The sequence below is a fragment of the Rahnella victoriana genome, from assembly GCF_004330295.1.
In the GTDB taxonomy this organism is placed as follows: Bacteria; Pseudomonadota; Gammaproteobacteria; order Enterobacterales; family Enterobacteriaceae; genus Rahnella; species Rahnella victoriana.
In genome coordinates this window covers 50,105-70,345 of the sequence record NZ_SJOJ01000030.1, presented here as the reverse complement: position 1 = coordinate 70,345, position 20,241 = coordinate 50,105, and the positions used below count along the sequence as shown (strand labels likewise).

Genomic DNA, 20,241 nt, shown 5'->3' with positions numbered 1-20,241 from the left:
GAGAAATGGGATAGAGTTTTTAAAAGAGTTTTTTTTCGAAAGTAAACTATGTACTAATAACTTACTTTTGTGGCTAGCTAGATTTCTCTATATCTTTTGGATTTACCTACTTATTTTATAATATAACATCGTGAAGTCATCCCGGCTAAATCGCCCGGGTGACCAGTTAAGCTAAGGTAAAGATGGCATAGGTTTGAGTGTTAGCGTAAGACCTTAGTGAGGCGGGAGTGGTATATCTAAATGTGAATTAAATATGAACGCATCTTCGGGTACAGAAATCTTTCATTATGACTATTACTAATTGGATGATAAGCATGGAAACCATGTTAAGCGCTGTTATCATGTTGCTTATTTTTATGTACTTCTATCTTCATTGCAAAAGAGGAAAACTATCCCTTATGGCTCCTGAAAGTATGAGCCATTTCTGGGGTGCTATTTTTTTCTTAAGGAAAAAAGATATTTATGTCATTTTTGCCAGAGTGGGGTTTCTATTAGGCATTCCTGCCTTACCATTATATATTTATTATGTTAAGGGAACTGGTGCCGAATTTTTTCCATTTATTATTTTTGCATGGACTTTTCGCTTTGCTTATAGATGCTTTCAACATAAAATAAATGCAAGGGAATGAAAGGTTCTAGGTTTTTTGGGTTGTTACTTTTGAATAATCCACCAGGGGCATTCGGGACTATTTTATGGGGCATCAGAGTCTTATACATAATGGCCTTTTATAATTATTTTCGAACTGTTATGTAGGGCATTATAACTGACATATAGTAGATAATGATGTTACAAAAGCCTACCGTATTAAAGGTGATACGGCGGGTACGGGGCGATTTTGGTATTGGCTCAGGTATCACAAGTCAAATGAGAAGTCGGGGAACCAAAGATTGCGTTGGTATGTCAACCAGCAGTAATGTCCTAAAATACTAAAGGTAGGCAAATGAATCCTTTTTCGGTTTTTTTTGAAGGGACAGCAGATGCTTTCGGTCTGGAGTATAGCGGTTCGGTTGAAAATGAAAGATTATTCAAAAGAATTAACCAATGAAACATCCATTACACCTCCTATTTATCCTTATTTTTATCTGGTGTTTTATGATTTCGTGCACCGGTTTTTTCATTGAGTGGTTATTAACAGATAAAACAACTCTCCAGCTTAACTGGGTTCGCATTTTTAAAAATGGAGGAGTGATAGGCTGTATTCTCGGTATAGGGAACTGGCTTATGCTTCGATTTAATTTACACCAACCCAGGTAAATATAAATACCTGCTTTGATCGAGATTTTATCTGTTCTCCAGCAAGGTATCACGCAGCCACTATGGCTCTTCAGCGAAAGTACGGCAGCGTATCTGGCGGAGCAAAGTCGACGAAGATGACCCCAGTGAGCTAATCGCCCAGGCGCTTTATCCGGGCGTGAAGCGCGAAGATCTGGATGAAACGCAGAAGCAGAAAATCGTGGCGCTGAGTACGCTGGCGGGCGGACTTGCGGGTGATTATACGGCGGGTATTATTGCCGGTGCGCAGGGTGGGAAGAATGCGGTTGAGAATAATGTAGTTGGCTGTTCATCGCGTACCTGCCCAAGTAGTCTGGGTGACGGTCTTATGCGCGGTGGCGGCATGGGCGGCGGCACAACAGGTGGAGCGGCTGGTGCAGGTATTGGGGCGATTATTGCCGGGATGTTTGGTGATGATAAATCGACCATAAGTGACACCGAGGGAGATCAGATTGTTGATTAGGGTTCAACCAATACAGGCGGAGATCAGCAGTTCGATCAAAATGGCATCCCGACAAACACGGGCAATACTGAAAGTGGAAATACATCATCAAACAATACGGGTAACAATGATGGTGGCATTGATACTGGCGGAAATACAACCACCACGCCGATTGCAGAGTGGAACAAGGACGATCTTGCTTATCTGGCTCTGAAAGGAAAAGAAGCTCAGGCAGCAGTAAGTAATTTAGGTTTTGATCGACGTATCTCACCTCAGAAAGCGCCATTCAACTCGCATGGTCAACCAGTTTACTTTGATGGGAAAACTTATATTACTCCCGATGTTGATAGTCATAATGTCACAAATGGTTGGAAAATGTTTGATCGCAAAGGTGAAAGGATGGGGACTTACGACAGCAGTCTAAATAGGATCAAGGATTAATTTATGTTTGGGATTATAACCGAAGGTGAACCTTTGGATGTCGGTGGCGAGTTAGTTCAACCAGCCAAAATTGTTATTGATGATTTTTGGGAATCATTGCAATTACCATTATCGTATTGGGATCTGATTGATTACAAATGTAGTTGGGTCGCATCTCTAAATCAGGGATTAAATAGTAAAAACCATGCAGCTTTAACAGTTTCAATGTATAACATTGAGCAAGCGAATTTTCTTTTTATTTGGGTTCTATATTTTCAAGATAATGTTGTTTTTTTGCAAAACAAAGTTCTTTTTCTCGAGGAACATCCTTCCTTTTCGATAGAAAAAATCAATGAATTCATAACTCCAAGGGCTACTTATACTGAGGATGGCCATAAAATTTCAGAATGGCATACCGACCTAAAAAGCATCAAAAATTTTTATGAAAGCCTTAAAAATTAGAAAAATTCCGGCTAACTCGCCGGAAATGACCCGCAGATACAGGCACAGAGGTTCCACCTAAAGTATTACGTGAATTTCTTACACGCGGTGATATTAGTAAAGCCGAGTACAACAAAATGATCAAAGGTAAGTAGCCATGAGTAAATTATGCCTATCTATAATTGAAGGTTCGCTGCCAGATGACTTTCAGGTAATTGATATCAAAGTAAAAACAGATGAAAATGTCGTTTCCGTTTTTCGCGGGAAAATTGACTTATCTGAACTTCTTATTTGGTTCAAAGATAATGAAAATGCAATCAAGTCATCAGATTTTCCCGTAAAAAAAGAAAGTTCTGAATCTTTAGCGAGAACAATACATTGTTTTTTCGAGAATATAGATGTGGAAGATGATGTGCTTGTTGACACAATGTTTGATTACCGTTCACAACATTGTCTTCGATTTGGTGCTCGCGGTAGCTGTATTCCTGAAATTTATATTGGAAAATCAGGAGACAAACATGAGATATCGATGTGTAACGATGAAGTTGAATGGAAGTATTTAATTGATATAGATGATTTTTTCAGTAACTTGAAAAATTAAAATCATCTCTTAAATGTGATGTAGATTGTCAAAAATTGGCGCAATACAGCATTGACCAACTGAGCCCAATTATTAACAATTCCGTTGTTCTGCAACAAGGTAATAATATTCCTCGTGCTGCAATAGCGACAATAACACTCGCCATTCCTGTATTGAGTAAAGCCGTTGCACCAGTTGTTGAGAAGAAAAAGAGCGGCATGTTCAGCGGCGGCAACATTGGCCTCACCATCAGTACCCGTAAATCACGCTATGAAATGAACGATAAAGGCATGGCCCGGAGCGGGATCTTTAGCGAAGCCGGGAATAAAGCAGATGCCAAAGCAGAGTTCCCCCTGCTTTGGTTTTTTCAACAAATTAGCTTTCTTCGGACAAATACATCTTACGCAGGTAATGCGGCACGGCATCGTCGGCGTTGGATCCGATGATTTCTGCATCCGGCATGGCAGCTTTCAGACGTGGCAGTGAACCGCTCATCAGACAACCTTTACCGGCCATGGTCAGCATTTCAAGGTCATTGAGACCATCCCCAAAGGCGATGCAGTCTTTAAGCGAATAGCCCATCAGTTTGGACACATATTCCAGCGCATGCCCTTTCGACACCCCGCCCGCCATCACTTCCAGACAGACCGGCAGTGAGAAACTGACGTTTACACGGTCGCCCCAGCGCGCGTTGATCGCTTCTTCCAGTGGCAACAGTTTTTCGTGGTCTTCACAGGTGAAATACACTTTGCAGATGCCGTCGGTTTCCAGCAGGCCCGGTTCATACAGTTTGTATTTGAAAACGGATTCGCGGAAGAAATCATCCTGATCGGCACGGTCACGGTTCATGTACCAGTCATCATTACGATACACGTTGGTCAGGATATCCGGGTTGTTATGCATGATGCCGAACAGGTCTTTGGCGATGTCTTCATCCAGATTGTGCGAGAAAATCAGGTCGCCGTCGGTGTTATGCACGCGCGCACCGTTGGAGGTGATCATGTACGCACTGATTTCCAGATTGTCGCGCATCTGCGCCACATCGATATGGTGACGCCCGGTGGCGAACACGAAATGCACGTCGCGCTGGGTCAGCAATTTCAGCGTCTCTTTGGCGAACGGGCTCAGGGTATGATCAGGTGATAGCAGCGTGCCATCTAAATCGGAAGCAACAACATGGTACATAGCGTTAGGTTCTAACCTCTGATGGAGTTGTGCGCGGCGAACCGCGGATTAAAGCTGTCGCGCAAAAAAGCGCATGATAGCGTCCAGCGCCTGTGCCCTCAGGTCGTCCCGTTCAAACAGGATCTCGTGGCGCGCGCCTTCGATGACCAGCGGTTTTTCCCCTTCACAGGGGTGCCCCGCCACGGCCATGGCCTGACAAAAAGCAAGATGGGACCGGTTATCCACCACACGGTCTTCGCTCGCCTGCAATAACAGAACAGGAGTGGTGATTTTTTCGGCTTCTTTCAGGATATGCATCCCCGCCTCAATCCCTTCACGCACCCAGTGATAGGTTGGACCGCCGACCTGCAACTCAGGGTAATCGGCATAAAACCGCAGATTACGGCGATAGCGTTCACGGCTGTGTGTCAGCTGGTTGACGACAAACGGCAGAGGCCGCCAGTGTCCGGTCCCCAGCGCATAACCGTCGCGACGAACCGGGCGATTCTCCGCCCAGTTGAGGATCCGGCGGGATACCCAGCCCGGCATCGGCAAATAAATGCCGGTCATCGGTGCGAGTAACGCCGCTGCATCGAACTGCCCCGGATTTTTCGCCAGAAACAGGGCGAGAATGGCACCGCCCATGGAGTGTGCCAGCGCGAACTTTTTCGCGTACTGACGTGGGGCAATCTCCCGCTGATAAAAGGTCTCGAAATCGGCGACATAATCGTCAAAGTGCTTAACGTGGCCGCAATGCGGGTCATCCAGCATACGCCCTGAACGCCCCTGCCCCCGGTGATCAACAATCATCACATCGTAGCCGCAATGGAACAGGTCATACGCCACTTCGGGATATTTTACGTAGCTTTCGATACGCCCCGGTGACACCACGATGACCTTATCGTGCCGGGGCGAACAGAAGCGGACGTAGCGGATCGGCACGTCATCGACGCCGATGAACTCATCTTCTTCGCGTGTTCGCCAGAAATCCAGCAAGGGTCCGGTCGCAAAGGCGGAAAACTCCTTCTCACGTGTTAACCACTTCGCATAATTCACAGACATTCATTGATCCAAAGTTGTCAGACACAAGAGCAGGAAGGTGTTATTTGTGAGCTATAGCGCAACTATAGACAATAGCGTATTGTGCCATAAAACGACGTATTCATGTTCCATAAAAGGCGTATTCAGGGAGTCTCGCAATGACACTGGACTGGTGGTTAACCTACCTGCTCACCACTTCTATTTTAAGTTTATCCCCCGGTTCCGGCGCGATTAATACGATGAGTACGGGCATCAGCCACGGCTATCGCGGTGCGGTGGCATCCATCGCCGGGTTACAGCTCGGTTTAACCATCCACATCGTGCTGGTCGGTATCGGGCTTGGCGCGCTGATCTCATCCTCGCTGCTGGCCTTCGAGTTTCTCAAATGGTTTGGTGCCGCGTACCTGATCTGGCTCGGTATTTGTCAGTGGCGTTCTGCCGGGGCGATTGACCTGAACGCGCTGGCCAGCAGCATGCCGCGCCGTCGTCTGTTCAAACGGGCCATCCTGGTGAACCTGACCAATCCAAAAAGCATTGTGTTTCTCGCCGCATTATTCCCGCAGTTTATCATTGCTCACCAACCTCAGGCTGCACAATACGTGGTACTGGGTGTCACAACGGTGGTTGTCGATATCATCGTGATGATCGGTTACGCCACGCTGGCTACCCGCATCGCCGGTTGGGTGAAGGCACCGAAACAAATGCAGTTGCTGAACCGCATCTTTGGCTCGCTGTTTATGCTGGTGGGTGTGTTGCTGGCAAGTGCGCGGAAGGTTTGATTTCTCAGAATGTAAAAAGGGTCCGGCATCAACCGAACCCTTTTTTATTAACCAGCTACTTCGCTTAACGATTTCCGCTTAACGATTAATAATCAGCGCAACACCAAAGCCCGCAAACACCACGCCCGCCACGCCATCAATCCATTTCGCTAAACGCTGATAGCCGCGTCGCATTTTCGGCAGCGCGAAGACCAGTGCCACTAATGAGAACCATGCCAGGGTTTCAACGACGATCAGCATGAATATGCCCAGACGCTCGCCGCCGCTGACGCTGTCGCCGACAAACATCGAGAACACGCTGCCGAAGTAGATAACGGCTTTCGGGTTGGAAAGGTTGGTCAGCAGGCCGCGCATGAAAGTACGCCCGTTCGCCGGTAACGCGACGACGGGTTCTGCCGCCTCCGTCTCGTCGGACTGCTTTTTAGAACGCGCGGATTTCAGCAACTGCCAGCCCATCCAGCACAGATACAGGCCGCCGCCGACGGTAATAATCTGGTGCAACCAGGCCATTTTTTGCAGGATCAGATGCAGGCCCATCAGCGCCACCGCCGCCCAGACAGCAACACCGAGGGTAATACCAATCACGCCCATCATGGCTTCTTTACGCGAACGACTGGCCGCCGTTTGCGAGACAAAGAAAAAGTCCGGACCGGGACTCACCAGCGCGATCATGTGCATCATCGCAACCATCAGGAATAGCATCAGCATGATTAACTCTCTGTGTTATGTGTAGGAAACAGAATTCTTAGTCGTCGCCGTTATCAATATGGTCACGGATCATCGCCATAAATGGCCGGCCGAATTTCTCCAGCTTACGCTGGCCGACGCCGGTGATATCCAGCAAATCACTCGCGCTGACCGGCAGATGTTCGGCCATTTCCAGCAGCGTGGTGTCGTTAAATACCACGTACGGCGGCACATTATTGTCATCCGCCAGCGATTTACGCAGTTTGCGCAATTTGGCAAACAGCTTGCGATCGTAATTCCCGCCATAGGTTTTCTGGCTGGCACTGCTTTTAATTTTCAGCGTCTGAATACGCGGTACCGCCAGCTGTAACGGGATTTCGCCACGCAAGACCGGACGCGCTGATTCAGTCAGCTGTAACGCCGAGTGCATGGCGATATTTTGTGTGATCAGCCCGAGGTGGATCAGCTGGCGTACCACGCTGGTCCAGTGTTCGTTGCTGTGTTCTTTGCCGATGCCGTAGACGCTCAGTTTTTCGTGACCGTATTCGCGGATACGCTGATTGTTCGAACCGCGCAGGACTTCGACCACATAACCTAAGCCAAAACGCTGGCCGACGCGCGCGACCACTGACAGCGCCTTTTGCGCATCCAGTAAGCCATCGTAGCGTTTTGGCGGATCAAGGCAGACGTCACAGTTGCCGCAGGCGTTCTGTTTACCTTCACCGAAATAGTTCAGCAACACCAGACGGCGACAGGTTTGCGCTTCCGCGAAGGCATTCATCGCATTCAGTTTATGGCGTTCGACATCCTGCTGAGCGCCAGCCGGTTTTTCTTCCAGACAGCGGCGCAGCCACGCCATATCGGCCGGATCGTAAAGCAGTACCGCTTCGGCAGGCAGGCCGTCACGCCCTGCCCGGCCCGTCTCCTGATAATAAGATTCGATGGTGCGGGGAATATCGAAGTGCACCACAAAACGTACGTTAGGCTTGTTGATGCCCATGCCGAAGGCGACGGTGGCGACCACAATTTGCAGGTCATCACGCTGAAAACCTTCCTGCACGCGGGCGCGGGTGTCGTTATCCAGCCCGGCATGGTACGCGCCGACACTCAGCCCGCGGCTCTGCAGACGGGCAGCGGTGTCTTCGACTTTGGCACGGCTGTTACAGTAAATAATGCCGCTTTTGCCGCGCTGATCCTGCACAAAGCGGATCAGCTGATCGAGCGGCTTAAATTTTTCCACCAGCGTGTAACGGATATTCGGACGGTCAAAACTGCTGACCTGAATCAGCGGATCGTTCAGTTCCAGCAGACGGACGATATCGTTACGGGTGGCTTCATCGGCGGTCGCGGTCAGGGCGATCACCGGCAGTTGCGGATAACGCAGCTTGAGCTGACCCAGGGCGCGGTATTCCGGACGGAAATCGTGGCCCCATTGGGAAATACAGTGGGCTTCATCCACGGCCAGCATCGCCGGATTCCACTGTTGCAGCTGTTCGAGGAAATCGCCCATCATCAGGCGTTCCGGCGCGATATACAGCATTTTAATGCGTCCCGCGCGGCAACCGGCCATCACGTCCAGCTGTTGCTCACGGGTTTGTGTCGAGTTCAGGCAACCGGCTTCAACACCCGCCGCCATCAGTTGGTCAACCTGATCTTTCATCAGTGAGATAAGGGGCGAGACGACCAGCGTCAGGCCGTCCATCACCAGTGCCGGGATTTGGTAGCACAGCGATTTACCGCCGCCTGTGGGCATCACCACCAGACAATCCCGGCCAGAAATGGCGGTATTAATGATAGTTTGCTGGCCTGGTCTGAATTGCTGATAGCCGAAGGTATCGCGTAATACCTGATGAGCCAGCTCTTCTTTGTTTATCACTGCCGCCGTAGACACTCAATTCCCCAACTGTTCAAACCACCCGGCTAAACCCGAAAGCCGCCGGGGCTGTACTGCTTCGACACCTAATATACCCTAAAACATTCAGGTTGCAGCCAACGCACCTGCAACCTGAAGTATGACGGGTATTACATGATGTCGTTAAGCATAATGCCCACACCGATGCGCGTCTGACGGTGATTGTAGTCGATCAACGACTCGCCGTAACCGCTGAAGACCTGCGTATAGAAGCGTACCTGTTTGGAAATCGGGTAGCTCCAGCCGGTGGTTGCGCCGCCGTAACCGGTATTCCAGTTGTAACGGCTTTCGACGCTGAACACGCTTTCGCCCCACGCATAGCCTACTTTCAGACGGTAATACCCCATGTACTTGGTGATGTCCGGGTTGTCGTCGTTTTTGTCACTTTCCGGAATGCGATACCAGGGTTTGAGATCAACCTGCCAGTTGCCGTTCTGCGCCATAAAGCGCGCGTAGACACGGTTCCAGCTGCGGGATGTCGGGTCTGAGCGGCCGTTGGACTGATGAGCCACACCGTATTCGGCTTCACGCATTGTCCAGCCAAGGAAATCGTAATCCGTTGCCCAGGCGAGGAACAGTTGCGGCTCGTAGTTGGTCTCACGGAAGGGTGAAGACTGTCCGCTGTTGGAAAGCTGCCAGAAGGATTTCTGGGTATACGACGCGCCCAGCACCGAGTTTTCACCCGCAATGCCACGCCACAGCGGGAAGGCCAGGCTGAGTTGGAATTCCACTTCATCATGACGCGCATTGTCTGCCCAGTCATAAGACTGGATCGCTTTCTTATTGATATTGCTGGTATCGGTGTAAATCAGGTAGTTCGGTTCGTAAGGATACAACGTGAACGGGTTGTCGTGTTCCTGCAACATATTCGCAATAATACTGCCGCGCACCGCAGGTTTATCATGCACTTCCTGCACGGTGGCTTCTGCTGCATGGCCCAGTAATGGCATCGCCAGCATGGTGGCTCCGACAGCCCAATTTTTACGCATTCTTCCGTACCCTCGCCCTAAAGTGAACAATTCATTATTTAATATAAGCCAGTTGCCCGGCCGGATTTTTTTGCTGACTCACGTCAGGAAACCCCAAAGCAGGGCATTTTACACGCAAAATCATGCCAGCATGAGTATTGAATACATTTATCCTTTGCTGGCTAGAAATCCCGTCGCCCCGCACCTAAAATCAACAATCCGTTAACCTTTTCGGCGAACATACGGCTCACTTGTTTTCGTCAGGAATTTATTCATGTCTGCTTCATCCCTCAGCCACGAGGCCGCCCTGCAACTGATCGGCAATATTTTCGTTTACGATATGCCGTTTAACCGCGAACTCGGGCTCGAACTCAAACGTCTCGACTGCGATTATGCAGAGCTGAAATTTGCCAATCAGACCAAACTGGTCGGCAACGCCGCACAAAAAATCTTACACGGGGGTGTGATCGCCGCCGTGCTGGATGTCGCCGCCGGTCTGGTGTGTGTCACCAGTTCGCTGATCCGCCGCGACAAGCCGGATCACCCGTTACTGGAAGCGGAAATGCGCCAGCGTTTAGCCAAAATGGGCACCATTGACTTGCGCGTGGATTACCTGCGACCGGGCCGTGGCGAATATTTTATTGCCTCGGCCAGCCTGATCCGCGCCGGGAATAAAGTGTCCGTGGCACGCGTAGATCTACATAGCGACACCGGTATTCATATTGCGACCACTACAGCAACCTATATGGTCGGCTGATATCAGGTAAACTCCGCTTCTTTCCTTACTCTTTTTTCAGGTACCCACATGGACGCACAACGTACCCGGCAAGGTATTATTTTTGCCTTTATCGCCTATCTGATCTGGGGGATCGCACCGGCGTATTTCAAACTCATCAAACAGGTTCCGGCGGATGAAATTCTGACGCACCGGGTGATCTGGTCTTTCTTCTTCATGTTAGTGCTTCTGTCGGTCAGCCGCAGCTGGGGCGATGTCCGGCGGGTGTTCGCACAGCCGAAGAAAGTCGTCATGTTACTGATCACCGCCCTGCTGGTCGGCAGCAACTGGCTGATTTTTATCTGGGCGATTAACCATAATCACATTCTGGAAGCCAGCCTCGGCTACTTTATCAATCCGCTGGTCAATGTGGTGCTCGGCATGTTGTTTTTGCGGGAAAGATTCCGGAGTTTGCAATGGTTTGCCGTGGCGCTGGCGTTCGCCGGTGTGCTGGTACAGGTGTGGATTTTCGGCTCGGTGCCGATCATCGCCATCGGGCTGTCGCTGACCTTTGCGTTTTACGGTCTGCTGCGTAAAAAAATCGGTGTGGATTCCCAAACCGGCATGCTGATTGAAACCCTGTGGCTGCTGCCGGTCGCCGGGATTTACCTGTTCTTTATCGCCAACAGCCCGACCAGCAATCTGTCCGCGAATCCGTGGTCGCTGGATCTGCTGCTGATGGCCGCCGGGATTATCACCACCATCCCGTTGCTGTTCTTCACCGCCGCAGCTGCCCGGCTGAAACTGTCCACACTGGGCTTTTTCCAGTATCTCGGGCCGACCCTGATGTTCCTGCTGGCCGTGGTGTTTTACGGTGAAACCGTTAACGCCTCCCAGCTCATCACCTTCGGCTTTATCTGGGCAGGTCTGCTGTGCTTTATCAGCGATGCGCTCTATACGCAGGGCCGTTTACGACGGGGGAGAAGCGGGCACAGCGCTGCGTGAGATAAAGCGCGCCATAGCGGGACCGGTGGCGAGGATGGTGATCAGACGCAACGTTTGCATCGCCATCACAAAACCTAAATCCGCATGGCTGCCCGCCGCAATAATCGCCACGGTGTCCAGCCCGCCCGGGCTGGTCGCCAGATACGCCGTCAGCATATCGACGTGCAGCAGTTTGGTCAGCACCCACGCCATTCCCCCGCAAATCAGCATCAGCCCGATAATCGAGGCAATCATCTGCGGCAGCGTACGCAAAGCCAGTTTGAAAATGGGTCGCGTGAAGCGCAATCCGACACTCCAGCCAATCAGCGTATAAGCCATCGCCAGCAGCCATTCCGGCACTTCCAGGGTCACGGTACCGGTGGAATGCAACACCGCGCCGACAATCGCCGGAAGCAGCAACGCGCCGGAAGGAATGCGCAGGCGCGGCCCCAGCCAGACACCGGCAACCGCCAGAAAGACCGTCACAAAGAAACGCCAGGTGAGCGGCGGGAACCAGACCACGACGGCCGCCAGCGAGGCGCTGTCACCCATCGCCATGCGGGCGACAAAGGCGGCAGCGGTGGCGACAAACAGCACCCTCAGATACTGCATAAATGCCACCAGACGGACATCCGCACCGAAATCACCGGCCATCGCCACCATTGCGCTGGCACCGCCGGGTGACGATCCCCACGCACCGGTCGGGCCGGGCAACTGACTGAACCGCACCAGCAGCCAGCCGGAAAGCCCGCTGGCGAGCAGCGTCGCCACCAGCACCATCAGCACCAGCGGCCAGTCATTGAGTAACGGCGGGAGAATCGAGGGCGACAGGCTTTGCGCGATCATACAGCCCAGCACGCCCTGCGATATTTTGAAAAACAGCGGGTGAATACGCACGCTGGCGCCCAGCAGGCCCATGACGACGCCGACAATCATCGGCCCGAGCAGAAGCGCAGCAGGCACATGGAAGGTTTGAAAAATAATGCCCAGAATCAGTGAGGAAACGACGAGGATCACCCACTGCCCCGCCGGCGCCATCCTTTCCATCAACATGGTCGGTTATAACCAGTTTTTACGTTTGAAGTATAAATAAGGCGCCAGCCCGGCGAGGATCATCAAGGCAATCGCACCCGGATAACCAAATGACCATTTCAGTTCCGGCATGAATTCAAAGTTCATCCCGTAGCTGGATGCCACCAGCGTAGGCGGCAGGAAGACCACGGATACCACCGAGAAAATCTTGATAATGCGGTTCTGCTCGATGTTGATAAAGCCCATCGCCGCCTGCATCAGGAAGTTCACTTTCTGGAACAGGGATTCGTTGTGCGGCAGCAGGGATTCGATATCGCGTAACACTTCACGCGCCTGCTCCAGCTGACCTGCCGGTAAGCGGGCTTTACGCACCAGGAAGTTGAGGGCGCGCTGGGTATCCATCAGACACAAACGGACTTTCCAGCCGATATCTTCAAGCTCGGCGAGCGTGGAAAGCGCGGCGTCGTATTCGTCGCCCTGATGCCCTTCCATGATCACCCGGCTGAGTTTTTCCAGATCGCTGTAGATATTTTCGATTTCATCCGCCAGCTGTTCGATTTTGGTTTCGAACAGATCCAGCAGCAGTTCATAGGCATTACCATCGACCAGTTTCTGGTTGCGGGCACGCATACGGTAGAGACGAAACGCCGGTAATTCGCGTTCACGCAGGGTATACAGACGGCCTTCGCGCACGGTAAAGGCGACGGTGCTGTTACCGGCATGATCGTCGGCATCTTCGTAATAAAAGAAGGAGTGAATGTGCAGACCGTCTTCGTCTTCAAAAAAACGTGCAGAGGCTTCGATGTCGTCCAGTTCAGGACGTGTCGCCAGGCTTTGCCCTAATTCACATTGAACACGCTCACGTTCCTGATCGTCCGGCTCAACCAAATCAACCCACAATGAGGTTTTGAGATCGTCTGACTCGTCCAGCTCTAAACGGGATAAGCGGCTGTTTTCTAATTTAAAAGCACTCAGCATGTGCCCGTTCTCCCAAGAATGACGGAAAGTGGACAACGCGTTGAAGCACAGAAAATCACGGGGTGAGACGTGTCACCGGCGTAATTCAGACCATGTTCAGATCTGACTCACAGCGACAGAACGGGGGTCGCTGACAACCACTAAGGCCATCAGCAAAGAGGAGGGCCTTAGAAGTGGTACCTGATGAACAGGTTATTGAGCCAGTATCTACTGGGTGTGTCCAAGGCGAAGTTCCTCATTGATAATAGTGCGCGCATGTTACGCCGGGAGTAAAAAGACTGTCAACCGCGAACAAATCTATACTGGCAACATTTATGCATAAAATTCAGGCTGACCGGTTCACCTTTTGCGGCTTATCGGAAGGCGCTTTTTTGGCTACACTCAATGCCCGGATTTCCTCACACTTTCAGAACCCAACATGATTAAGCAGATAAACCAAGACACCTTGTGTGACCTGATCACGCAGGCGGCGAATTCGCCGCGACTGCGTCAGAATCTGAATATCCACCCGGCACCGGAAGACGCAGTCCAGCGTCTGGCGATCGCCATGGAACCCGGCACGTACGTGCGTATTCACCGCCATCCGCATACGTGGGAAATGCTGACCGCGCTGCGCGGCCGCTTTCTGGTGCTGATTTACGATATCAGCGGTAAAGTCACCGAACGCCTGTGGCTCGGTGCAGAAACCCGTCTGCTGGAAATCCCGGCCAATACCTGGCACAGCGTGTTATCCCTCGACGAAGGCGGTGTGATTTTTGAAGTGAAACACGGCGCGTATCAGCCGGTACAGGAACAAGATTATCTGCCAGGCACCCCGCCGGAAGGCGAAGCAGGCGTAAAAGAAACGCTGGAATGGTATGCGAAAGCCGAAGTGGGTGAAACTTTTAGCCTCTGACCTTTCGGCTCCTCCCCCTGCGAAGGGGGAGGATGGGAGGGGGTTTTACAGACAAAACAGGAGATTAAGCGCGCTTAAACGTTGGTTTTTGACCTTAATACCCCACCCCAACCCTCCCCTTCGCAGGGGAGGGAGTTAAAAATCAGACGGCTTCGAGGCGGGCGTAGGCGGCGACCAGCCACTTAATCCCTTCCCCCGGAAACGCCACCTGCAGACGGCTGTGTTCGCCGCTGCCTTCCATGTTGACGATGGTGCCTTCGCCGAATTTAGGGTGCATAACGCGCTGGCCGAGTTTGAAGCCGGTGTCGCTGACGCTGGTTGGCGTGCCGACGCTGCGGTTACTCATCGGGCGTGACACGTTGGCGCGCATCCTGACTTCTTCGACACAGTCTTCCGGCAATTCACCGACAAAACGTGACGGACGGTGCGAGACTTCTTTACCGTATAAACGGCGGGTTTCCGCGTAGGTCAGGGTCAGTTTCTGCATAGCGCGGGTCACACCGACATAGGCCAGACGGCGTTCTTCTTCCAGACGTCCGCCTTCTTCCAGCGACATCTGGCTCGGGAACATGCCCTCTTCCATCCCGACGATAAACACCTGCGGGAACTCCAGCCCTTTGGCCGAGTGCAGCGTCATCAGCTGCGTGGCATCCTGATTGGCATCCGCCTGCCCTTCGCCCGCTTCCAGCGCGGCATGAGACAGAAACGCCTGCAACGGCATCAGGTCTTCGTCTTCATCCTGATAGCTGAACTGACGCGTCGCCGTCACCAGTTCCTCTAAGTTTTCAATACGAGCCTGACCTTTTTCGCCTTTCTCCTGCTCATACATGATGAACAGGCCGGAATCTTTGATCACCCGGTCAGTCTGCACATGCAGCGGCATATCCGCCGTTTCATGCGCCAGTGCGTCAACCAGTTCGGTAAAGCGTTGCAGTGAAGACGCGGCACGGCCCGCCAGCACTTTTTCCTGCAACAGCGCGCGCGTGGCCTGCCACATGGTCAGCTGACGATCACGGGCGGTCTGGCGCACCACATCCAGCGTACGGTCGCCGATACCGCGCGTCGGGGTGTTCACCACGCGCTCGAATGCGGCATCGTCATTACGGTTGGACATCAGACGCAAATACGCCAGCGCATCTTTGATTTCCTGACGGTCGAAGAACCGCTGCCCGCCGTAAATACGGTACGGCATCGCCATTTGCAATAAGGCTTCTTCCAGCACACGCGACTGGGCGTTGCTGCGGTACAGAATGGCGCAGTCTTTCAGCGCGCCGCCGTTGTCCTGCCACGTTTTGATGCGGTTAACCACAAAGCGCGATTCATCCAGTTCGTTGAAGGCGCAATACAGTGAAATCGGCTCGCCTTCGCCGTCTTCGGTCCACAGGTTTTTCCCCATACGACCGTTGTTGTTTTCAATCAGCGAGTTGGCGGCTTTCAGGATGGTGCTGGTCGAGCGGTAGTTCTGCTCCAGACGGATGGTTTCCGCATTCGGGAAATCTTTCAGGAAACGCTGGATGTTTTCGACCTGCGCCCCGCGCCAGCCGTAGATCGACTGGTCATCGTCGCCGACGATCATCACGTTATTGTTATCGCCCGCCAGCAGACGGATCCACGCGTACTGAATGCTGTTGGTGTCCTGGAATTCGTCCACCATCAGGTTGGTAAAGCGTTCGCGGTAATGCTGTAAAATATGCGGCTTGTTCAGCCAGAGTTCGTGGGCGCGCAGCAACAGTTCGGCAAAATCCACCAGCCCGGCACGGTCACAGGCTTCCTGATAGGCCTGATAAATCCGCAGCCAGGTTGCTTCAATCGGGTTGTTGTAGGTTTCGACATGCTGCGGGCGCAGACCTTCGTCTTTTTTGCCGTTGATGTACCACATCGCCTGACGCGGCGGCCATTGTTTATCGTCGATGTTCAGCGCTTTGATCAGGCGCTTGATCAGACGCATCTGGTCGTCGCTGTCGAGAATTTGGAAATCCTGCGGCAGATTGGCGTCTAAATGGTGCGCACGCAGCAAACGGTGCGCGAGACCGTGGAAGGTACCGATCCACATGCCGCCCTGACTGGTGCCAATCAGCTGGTCGATACGGTGGCGCATTTCTGCCGCCGCTTTGTTAGTAAAGGTGACCGCCATGATGGAATACGGCGAGCACTTTTCGACCGCCAGCAGCCACGCAATGCGGTGAACCAGCACGCGGGTTTTGCCACTGCCTGCCCCGGCCAGCACCAACAGATTGCTGCGCGGCGCGGCCACGGCTTCACGTTGTTTTTCATTCAGGCTGTCGAGCAGGTCAGAAACGTCCATAGGCACCGTTTGTCAGGATGAGAAAAGCACTCACGCGAAGATTATCGCCGTGAATGCATTTCTACTGTGAATTTATACAGAGTAATTTAAGAAGGGATTATAGCAATGCTGTCAGCGATGCCAACTGCGAAATCTCAATATGCGGCAACAGACGGGCATCCTTAATGTGCATCAGGTTGCCTTCACGCAAATTAATCCAGCATGACTGCATCCCGCAACGCACGGCACCGGCGACGTCTGTCGTCAGGTCATCGCCGACGTGGAGGATATTTTCCAGCGGAATATCCAGTTTCAGCGAGGCCTTTTTATACATGTCGGCATAAGGCTTGGCGCGGCCATGCTCACCGGCACGCAGGGTAAACTGCAAATATTGCGACAAACCAAACGCGGTCGGATCGGCATTGCCGTTGGTGATGCCCACCAGAGGCCAGCGTTCTGCCAGAGCCGCCAGCGCGTCATGGTTTTCACCCGGAACATAAATCCGGCTGCGCCACAGGGCAAAGGTTTCCATCGCGGCTTTTGTGCCCAGCGTGGCATCACTTTCGCTCAGACCTGCGCGCTTCATCGCCAGCAACACCGCCTGACGACGCCATTCGGTGACGTCATGATAAATCTCCGCATCCTCTGCCAGCAGTTCTGCGCGCATCAGGCGGATGGTGTCCGGTGCCATGTCGGCCAGCGCCGGATGGAAACCCTGAATCGATTTCAGCGTTTCAGCATCGGTACGGCGGATAACGTCGTAATTGTCATACAGCGTGTCGTCTAAATCGAAGGTGATCGCTTCAATGCGTTTCAGCGGACGATAGAACTTCATCAGGATTTTCCTCGTTTAGCGCGGGGATGCGCGGCGTCGTAAACCGTCGCCAGATGTTGAAAGTCGAGGTGGGTATAAATCTGGGTGGTGGACAAATTCGCGTGGCCCAGCAGTTCCTGTACCGCACGCAGATCGCCGCTGGATTCCAGCACGTGCGTGGCAAAAGAATGTCGCAGTTTATGCGGATGGATATGGCTGTTCACGCCCTGTTTCACGCCCCACTCGGCAAACCGTTTCTGGACGTTTCGCGCCGAAATACGGCTGCCTTTGCTCGACAAAAACATCGCATCATCCTGCGGATTAAAATCAGCGCGCCGCGCCAGCCAGTGTTCAAGCCAGGTGACGGCCGTCCGGCCAATCGGCACTTTACGTTCTTTGCTGCCTTTCCCCAACACGCGCACTTCGCCGGAGGCCATATCGATATGTTTGCAGTCGATACCCACCAGTTCCGAAAGACGCAATCCGCCGCCGTACATCACTTCCAGCATCGCACGGTCACGCACGGAAAGCGGATCGTTGAGGTCGATTTCCAGCAGTTTATTCACTTCATCGACATCAAGATTTTTCGGCAGATGTTTGGGGGCGCGCGGCGTAGAAATACCTTTGGCGGGGTTGGCGCTCAATACGCCCTGACGTACCAGCCAGTCGAGAAAGCTGCGCAGTGAAGACATGCGCAGCGCCAGACTGGACGCCCCTAAACCGGCGCGTTTGCTGCGTGCCAGTAACATGCGGACTTTTGGCGCATCGAGTTGCTGCCAGCTGGAAATGCCGATCTCGCCGGAGAGGGCGATCAGGGCTTCTAACTGGCGGCTGTAATTGGTGGTGGTAAGCGGGCTGAGCTGACGTTCGACGTGCAGGTAACGCAGAAACGCCTCGACCGCAGGATACAGAGGCGATTCGGTGTGAGTCATACCCGTTCGATCCAGCGTTCCAGCAGGCCGGGCAGCATCTTAGCCAGCTGATCAAGTAAGACGGTGCCCATTCCCGGCTGATAATGCTGCGGGTCACGGCTGCTGAAAATCAGTACGCCCAGCTCACCCTGCTCGCCCATCAGCGACAGAGCAACGGAACCCACGGCTTTCGCCTGCGGTAATAACAGCAGTAATTCCGGGCCGTTCAGGCTGCCGAGATAATGCGGGGTTTCACCCAGACGCTGAATACGCATCGATTCAAACGCGCTGCGGCTCACCGCAAGATGGGTGAAGTCAGACGGCGCACCGATGCGCCAGCCTTCGCTGAACAGACGCACATTGGCGCCCGCCAGCCCCAGACTGCGCGCCCAGCGTTGCAGGCGGTTGAGCATATCCTGCAAACTGCTGGCCGCCGCAAGCATGGCCTGAAGCTCAATCATCCGCCCGAACAGCGATTCGTTGATCGAGGCCTGCTCCATCAATAAGGTAATTTCTTCTTCAAGCTGCGCGATCTGATGACGCTGACGCCCGAGTTGCCATTCAACCAGCGAGGTGCTGCCTTTCACCGGATGCGGTACGTGCAGTTGCTCGACGCTGCGGGCATTGCGAATAAAGAAATCCGGGTTTTGCAGCAGATATTGCATCACGCTGTCGTCGTCGAGTGCTATCACCGGTTCAATCTGGTCATCAAGATTGTTCATAGATGAATAAATCCGTCGTAAACATGAGTGGCAGGTCCGGTCATATAGAGCGGATGACCCGGCCCTTTCCAGCGAATGTCGAGGCTGCCTCCCGGCAGTTCCACCTGAACTTCTTCTGCGAGTAAACCTTGCTGAATGCCGACCGCAACCGCCGCACAGGCGCCACTTCCGCACGCCTGGGTTTCACCGGCACCGCGCTCGTACACCCGTAACTTCACGCTTTCCGGGCTGACAATCTGCATGAATCCTACGTTCACACGTTCCGGGAAACGTTCGTGGCTTTCGAGCATCGGCCCGAGAACCTCGACGTCTGCCGTCAGAACATCCTCAACCTGTAACACGCAGTGCGGGTTTCCCATCGACACCACGCCGCAGAATACTGTGCGCTCTTCCGCCCGCAGAATATAGGTCTTTTCCGGTTTCGCTGCACGGAAAGGCACCTGCTGCGGTTCAAAGACCGGCTCGCCCATATTGACCTGCACGTCTTCATCTTCCGTGACGGTCAGCACCATGCGACCTGTCTGCGTACTGACGCGGATATCGCGTTTATTCGTCAGACCTTTAATCCGCACGAAGCGGGCAAAACAGCGCGCGCCATTGCCGCACTGCGCCACTTCGCTGCCATCCGCATTAAAAATACGGTAATGGAAATCCAGTTCGGGATCGTAAGGCGGTTCCACCACCAGCAGCTGGTCAAAACCCACACCACGGTGACGATCGGACAAACGGCGAATCAATTCAGGCGAGAAATAGACATTTTGAGTCACGGCGTCAACAACCATAAAATCGTTGCCCAGGCCGTGCATTTTGGAGAACTGCATAACTGACTCCATTTACCGCTGGTCAAATCCAGTCGCGATGATCCCTGCTTGATATGGACCGGCGATCATCAGCCGGCACCTCTGACAATTTTCGTCAGTTAGTCATTATCAGGGCTCGAGGCGAGATCTTCTGGTGAAACGCCCTGCTGCTGGGATGAACCATCGTTACTGGTACCCGGAACCTGACTGGTTTTCTGGGTAGATGTTTTATCCGCTTTAGGGAAATACAGCGGCCCTTTAAGCCCGCAACCGGTAAGAGAAAAGAGTATTGTCGCGGCCAGAGACCAGCGTAAAGCGTTTTTCATTTTATGAATGCCCGTAATTCATGCGACCAAGCTCTCTATAATCGCAGGTGGATCATGAAAAGCAACAGGAATC

At 52.7% G+C, this 20,241-nt stretch carries 23 protein-coding genes; 10 read left to right on the top strand and 13 right to left on the bottom strand.

Features of this window, described 5'->3' with window-relative positions:
* The first annotated feature begins 287 nt into the window (after positions 1-287).
* The 6 genes from EYY67_RS20945 to EYY67_RS20915 all read left to right on the top strand — a co-directional run bounded on the left by EYY67_RS20945 (position 288) and on the right by EYY67_RS20915 (position 3,602).
* The gene (locus EYY67_RS20945; protein ID WP_131694306.1) at positions 288-629 is read left to right on the top strand and encodes a hypothetical protein; all 342 of its coding nucleotides are present in this window, start codon (positions 288-290) and stop codon (positions 627-629) included.
* Between the two features lie 783 nt (positions 630-1,412).
* Positions 1,413-1,736 carry a VENN motif pre-toxin domain-containing protein gene (locus EYY67_RS24775; protein WP_242675619.1) on the top strand — a complete coding sequence of 108 codons (324 nt, stop codon included), beginning with the start codon at positions 1,413-1,415 and terminating at the stop codon, positions 1,734-1,736.
* Positions 1,737-1,781: 45 nt separating this feature from the next.
* Positions 1,782-2,156: a toxin C-terminal domain-containing protein gene (locus EYY67_RS24955; RefSeq protein ID WP_131694307.1), complete on the top strand. Its 375-nt coding sequence runs from the start codon at positions 1,782-1,784 to the stop codon at positions 2,154-2,156.
* 3 nt (positions 2,157-2,159) lie between these two features.
* Entirely contained in the window at positions 2,160-2,597 is a 438-nt protein-coding gene (locus EYY67_RS20930; RefSeq protein WP_119822771.1) for a hypothetical protein, read from the top strand.
* Between the two features lie 136 nt (positions 2,598-2,733).
* Positions 2,734-3,177: a hypothetical protein gene (locus EYY67_RS20920; RefSeq protein ID WP_119822772.1), complete on the top strand. Its 444-nt coding sequence runs from the start codon at positions 2,734-2,736 to the stop codon at positions 3,175-3,177.
* 35 nt (positions 3,178-3,212) lie between these two features.
* Positions 3,213-3,602 (top strand): hypothetical protein, encoded by a 390-nt coding sequence (locus EYY67_RS20915; protein WP_131694305.1) that lies wholly within the window; start codon positions 3,213-3,215, stop codon positions 3,600-3,602.
* On the opposite strand, the gene yigL is transcribed toward EYY67_RS20915, so the two are convergent.
* Both yigL and pldB read right to left on the bottom strand, forming a co-directional pair.
* Complete coding sequence (gene yigL, locus EYY67_RS20910; protein WP_095924212.1) at positions 3,532-4,341, bottom strand: sugar/pyridoxal phosphate phosphatase YigL; 810 nt, start codon at positions 4,339-4,341, stop codon at positions 3,532-3,534. The genes EYY67_RS20915 and yigL overlap by 71 nt on opposite strands.
* Before the next feature lie 48 nt (positions 4,342-4,389).
* Complete coding sequence (pldB, locus tag EYY67_RS20905; RefSeq protein WP_119822773.1) at positions 4,390-5,382, bottom strand: lysophospholipase L2; 993 nt, start codon at positions 5,380-5,382, stop codon at positions 4,390-4,392.
* Between the two features lie 137 nt (positions 5,383-5,519).
* On the opposite strand from pldB, the gene rhtB reads away from it, so the two are divergent.
* Positions 5,520-6,140: a homoserine/homoserine lactone efflux protein gene (gene rhtB / locus EYY67_RS20900; protein ID WP_095924210.1), complete on the top strand. Its 621-nt coding sequence runs from the start codon at positions 5,520-5,522 to the stop codon at positions 6,138-6,140.
* Positions 6,141-6,218: 78 nt separating this feature from the next.
* On the opposite strand, the gene rhtC is transcribed toward rhtB, so the two are convergent.
* From rhtC to pldA, 3 genes are all read right to left on the bottom strand, one after another.
* Positions 6,219-6,848 carry a threonine export protein RhtC gene (gene rhtC / locus EYY67_RS20895; protein ID WP_095924209.1) on the bottom strand — a complete coding sequence of 210 codons (630 nt, stop codon included), beginning with the start codon at positions 6,846-6,848 and terminating at the stop codon, positions 6,219-6,221.
* A gap of 37 nt (positions 6,849-6,885) precedes the next feature.
* The gene (recQ, locus tag EYY67_RS20890; protein WP_095924208.1) at positions 6,886-8,718 is read right to left on the bottom strand and encodes an ATP-dependent DNA helicase RecQ; all 1,833 of its coding nucleotides are present in this window, start codon (positions 8,716-8,718) and stop codon (positions 6,886-6,888) included.
* 131 nt (positions 8,719-8,849) lie between these two features.
* Entirely contained in the window at positions 8,850-9,728 is an 879-nt protein-coding gene (gene pldA, locus EYY67_RS20885) for a phospholipase A (protein ID WP_131694304.1), read from the bottom strand.
* Positions 9,729-9,981: 253 nt separating this feature from the next.
* Between pldA and EYY67_RS20880 the strand changes: the two genes are divergently transcribed.
* On the top strand, positions 9,982-10,464 hold the full coding sequence (locus EYY67_RS20880; RefSeq protein WP_095924206.1) for a thioesterase family protein: 483 nt from the start codon (positions 9,982-9,984) through the stop codon (positions 10,462-10,464).
* 48 nt (positions 10,465-10,512) lie between these two features.
* Positions 10,513-11,427 (top strand): EamA family transporter RarD, encoded by a 915-nt coding sequence (gene rarD / locus EYY67_RS20875; protein WP_131694303.1) that lies wholly within the window; start codon positions 10,513-10,515, stop codon positions 11,425-11,427.
* Here rarD and EYY67_RS20870 read toward each other — a convergent pair.
* Complete coding sequence (locus EYY67_RS20870) at positions 11,392-12,444, bottom strand: AbrB family transcriptional regulator (protein WP_412034009.1); 1,053 nt, start codon at positions 12,442-12,444, stop codon at positions 11,392-11,394. The genes rarD and EYY67_RS20870 overlap by 36 nt on opposite strands.
* Before the next feature lie 21 nt (positions 12,445-12,465).
* On the bottom strand, positions 12,466-13,416 hold the full coding sequence (gene corA, locus EYY67_RS20865; RefSeq protein WP_095924204.1) for a magnesium/cobalt transporter CorA: 951 nt from the start codon (positions 13,414-13,416) through the stop codon (positions 12,466-12,468).
* Between the two features lie 418 nt (positions 13,417-13,834).
* On the opposite strand from corA, the gene EYY67_RS20860 reads away from it, so the two are divergent.
* Positions 13,835-14,311, top strand: a complete 477-nt coding sequence (locus EYY67_RS20860) for a WbuC family cupin fold metalloprotein (RefSeq protein WP_095924203.1) — start codon at positions 13,835-13,837, stop codon at positions 14,309-14,311.
* A gap of 142 nt (positions 14,312-14,453) precedes the next feature.
* On the opposite strand, the gene uvrD is transcribed toward EYY67_RS20860, so the two are convergent.
* The 6 genes from uvrD to lptM all read right to left on the bottom strand — a co-directional run bounded on the left by uvrD (position 14,454) and on the right by lptM (position 20,168).
* Entirely contained in the window at positions 14,454-16,616 is a 2,163-nt protein-coding gene (gene uvrD, locus EYY67_RS20855; protein ID WP_095924202.1) for a DNA helicase II, read from the bottom strand.
* Between the two features lie 97 nt (positions 16,617-16,713).
* Positions 16,714-17,430, bottom strand: coding sequence for a 5-amino-6-(5-phospho-D-ribitylamino)uracil phosphatase YigB (yigB, locus tag EYY67_RS20850; RefSeq protein WP_095924201.1), 717 nt, complete (start codon positions 17,428-17,430; stop codon positions 16,714-16,716).
* Positions 17,430-18,341, bottom strand: coding sequence for a tyrosine recombinase XerC (gene xerC / locus EYY67_RS20845; protein ID WP_095924200.1), 912 nt, complete (start codon positions 18,339-18,341; stop codon positions 17,430-17,432). Before xerC ends, yigB begins: the two co-directional genes overlap by 1 nt.
* Positions 18,338-19,042, bottom strand: a complete 705-nt coding sequence (locus EYY67_RS20840) for a DUF484 domain-containing protein (protein WP_131694301.1) — start codon at positions 19,040-19,042, stop codon at positions 18,338-18,340. Before EYY67_RS20840 ends, xerC begins: the two co-directional genes overlap by 4 nt.
* On the bottom strand, positions 19,039-19,863 hold the full coding sequence (dapF, locus tag EYY67_RS20835; protein WP_095924198.1) for a diaminopimelate epimerase: 825 nt from the start codon (positions 19,861-19,863) through the stop codon (positions 19,039-19,041). The genes EYY67_RS20840 and dapF overlap by 4 nt, the downstream gene beginning before the upstream one ends.
* A gap of 98 nt (positions 19,864-19,961) precedes the next feature.
* Positions 19,962-20,168: an LPS translocon maturation chaperone LptM gene (lptM, locus tag EYY67_RS20830; RefSeq protein WP_119822785.1), complete on the bottom strand. Its 207-nt coding sequence runs from the start codon at positions 20,166-20,168 to the stop codon at positions 19,962-19,964.
* Positions 20,169-20,241: the final 73 nt, after the last annotated feature.

Excerpts from the sequence above, each read along its gene's own strand:
- rhtB (WP_095924210.1), top strand. The coding sequence starts at position 5,520 with ATGACACTGGACTGGTGGTTAACCTACCTGCTCACCACTTCTATTTTA.
- EYY67_RS20920 (WP_119822772.1), top strand. The coding sequence starts at position 2,734 with ATGAGTAAATTATGCCTATCTATAATTGAAGGTTCGCTGCCAGATGAC.
- EYY67_RS20870 (WP_412034009.1), bottom strand. The coding sequence starts at position 12,444 with ATGGCGCCGGCGGGGCAGTGGGTGATCCTCGTCGTTTCCTCACTGATT.
- lptM (WP_119822785.1), bottom strand. The coding sequence starts at position 20,168 with ATGAAAAACGCTTTACGCTGGTCTCTGGCCGCGACAATACTCTTTTCT.
- dapF (WP_095924198.1), bottom strand. The coding sequence starts at position 19,863 with ATGCAGTTCTCCAAAATGCACGGCCTGGGCAACGATTTTATGGTTGTT.
- pldB (WP_119822773.1), bottom strand. The coding sequence starts at position 5,382 with ATGTCTGTGAATTATGCGAAGTGGTTAACACGTGAGAAGGAGTTTTCC.
- EYY67_RS20930 (WP_119822771.1), top strand. The coding sequence starts at position 2,160 with ATGTTTGGGATTATAACCGAAGGTGAACCTTTGGATGTCGGTGGCGAG.
- EYY67_RS20945 (WP_131694306.1), top strand. The coding sequence starts at position 288 with ATGACTATTACTAATTGGATGATAAGCATGGAAACCATGTTAAGCGCT.
- rhtC (WP_095924209.1), bottom strand. The coding sequence starts at position 6,848 with ATGCTGATGCTATTCCTGATGGTTGCGATGATGCACATGATCGCGCTG.
- xerC (WP_095924200.1), bottom strand. The coding sequence starts at position 18,341 with ATGACTCACACCGAATCGCCTCTGTATCCTGCGGTCGAGGCGTTTCTG.
- EYY67_RS20840 (WP_131694301.1), bottom strand. The coding sequence starts at position 19,042 with ATGAACAATCTTGATGACCAGATTGAACCGGTGATAGCACTCGACGAC.
- EYY67_RS20880 (WP_095924206.1), top strand. The coding sequence starts at position 9,982 with ATGTCTGCTTCATCCCTCAGCCACGAGGCCGCCCTGCAACTGATCGGC.
- EYY67_RS20860 (WP_095924203.1), top strand. The coding sequence starts at position 13,835 with ATGATTAAGCAGATAAACCAAGACACCTTGTGTGACCTGATCACGCAG.
- pldA (WP_131694304.1), bottom strand. The coding sequence starts at position 9,728 with ATGCGTAAAAATTGGGCTGTCGGAGCCACCATGCTGGCGATGCCATTA.
- uvrD (WP_095924202.1), bottom strand. The coding sequence starts at position 16,616 with ATGGACGTTTCTGACCTGCTCGACAGCCTGAATGAAAAACAACGTGAA.
- rarD (WP_131694303.1), top strand. The coding sequence starts at position 10,513 with ATGGACGCACAACGTACCCGGCAAGGTATTATTTTTGCCTTTATCGCC.
- corA (WP_095924204.1), bottom strand. The coding sequence starts at position 13,416 with ATGCTGAGTGCTTTTAAATTAGAAAACAGCCGCTTATCCCGTTTAGAG.
- yigL (WP_095924212.1), bottom strand. The coding sequence starts at position 4,341 with ATGTACCATGTTGTTGCTTCCGATTTAGATGGCACGCTGCTATCACCT.
- yigB (WP_095924201.1), bottom strand. The coding sequence starts at position 17,430 with ATGAAGTTCTATCGTCCGCTGAAACGCATTGAAGCGATCACCTTCGAT.